This is a genomic window from Amycolatopsis sp. NPDC059027 (genome assembly GCF_042739735.1).
Classification (GTDB): Bacteria; Actinomycetota; Actinomycetes; order Mycobacteriales; family Pseudonocardiaceae; genus Amycolatopsis.
Map to the genome: position 1 here is coordinate 41,591 of NZ_JBHYIK010000061.1, position 458 is coordinate 42,048.

At 68.3% G+C, this 458-nt stretch carries 1 pseudogene; it reads left to right on the forward strand.

The window, feature by feature from the left end:
* Nucleotides 1-43 precede the first annotated feature (43 nt).
* Nucleotides 44-262, forward strand: a pseudogene (locus ACFWY9_RS33670) (septum formation initiator family protein); the annotation flags it as partial.
* Nucleotides 263-458 lie beyond the last annotated feature (196 nt).

The following is a 458-nucleotide window of genomic DNA, read 5'->3' on the forward strand; positions in this document are numbered from 1 at the left end:
GTCCCCAAACAAACACAAGCCCAACACCTAAGGGCGGGGGTGGGGCGCCTGGGTCGAGGCACGCAAGTCCGAGCTGAGCGACCCCGCGCAGATCGAGGCCGAGGCGCGGCGCAGGCTGCGTATGGTCAAACCGGGCGAAACGCCCTATATCGTGCAGCTTCCCGAGGACAAGGCGCCGGACCAGTCGCGCCCGACCGGTCAGCAGCCGGTCCCCGAGGGCTCCTGGTACGAAAAACTCTGGTCGCAAGTCACCGGCGGCTGACCCTCGCGGACATGCCGGCCCCCGGTGCGGCCCGAATATGTCGGTCCCCGTCGCCTAGGGTGTTTGGTAGGGGGCTGCGGATGTCGCGAACGCTCCGTTGGGGACGTTGATGGTGCCCCAACCCCATCTATCCCTAAATCGTGGGCGCCCCCGAAACCCCTCCCCCCGTCGCCCCCCGGGTGTGGCTGTGTGTGGG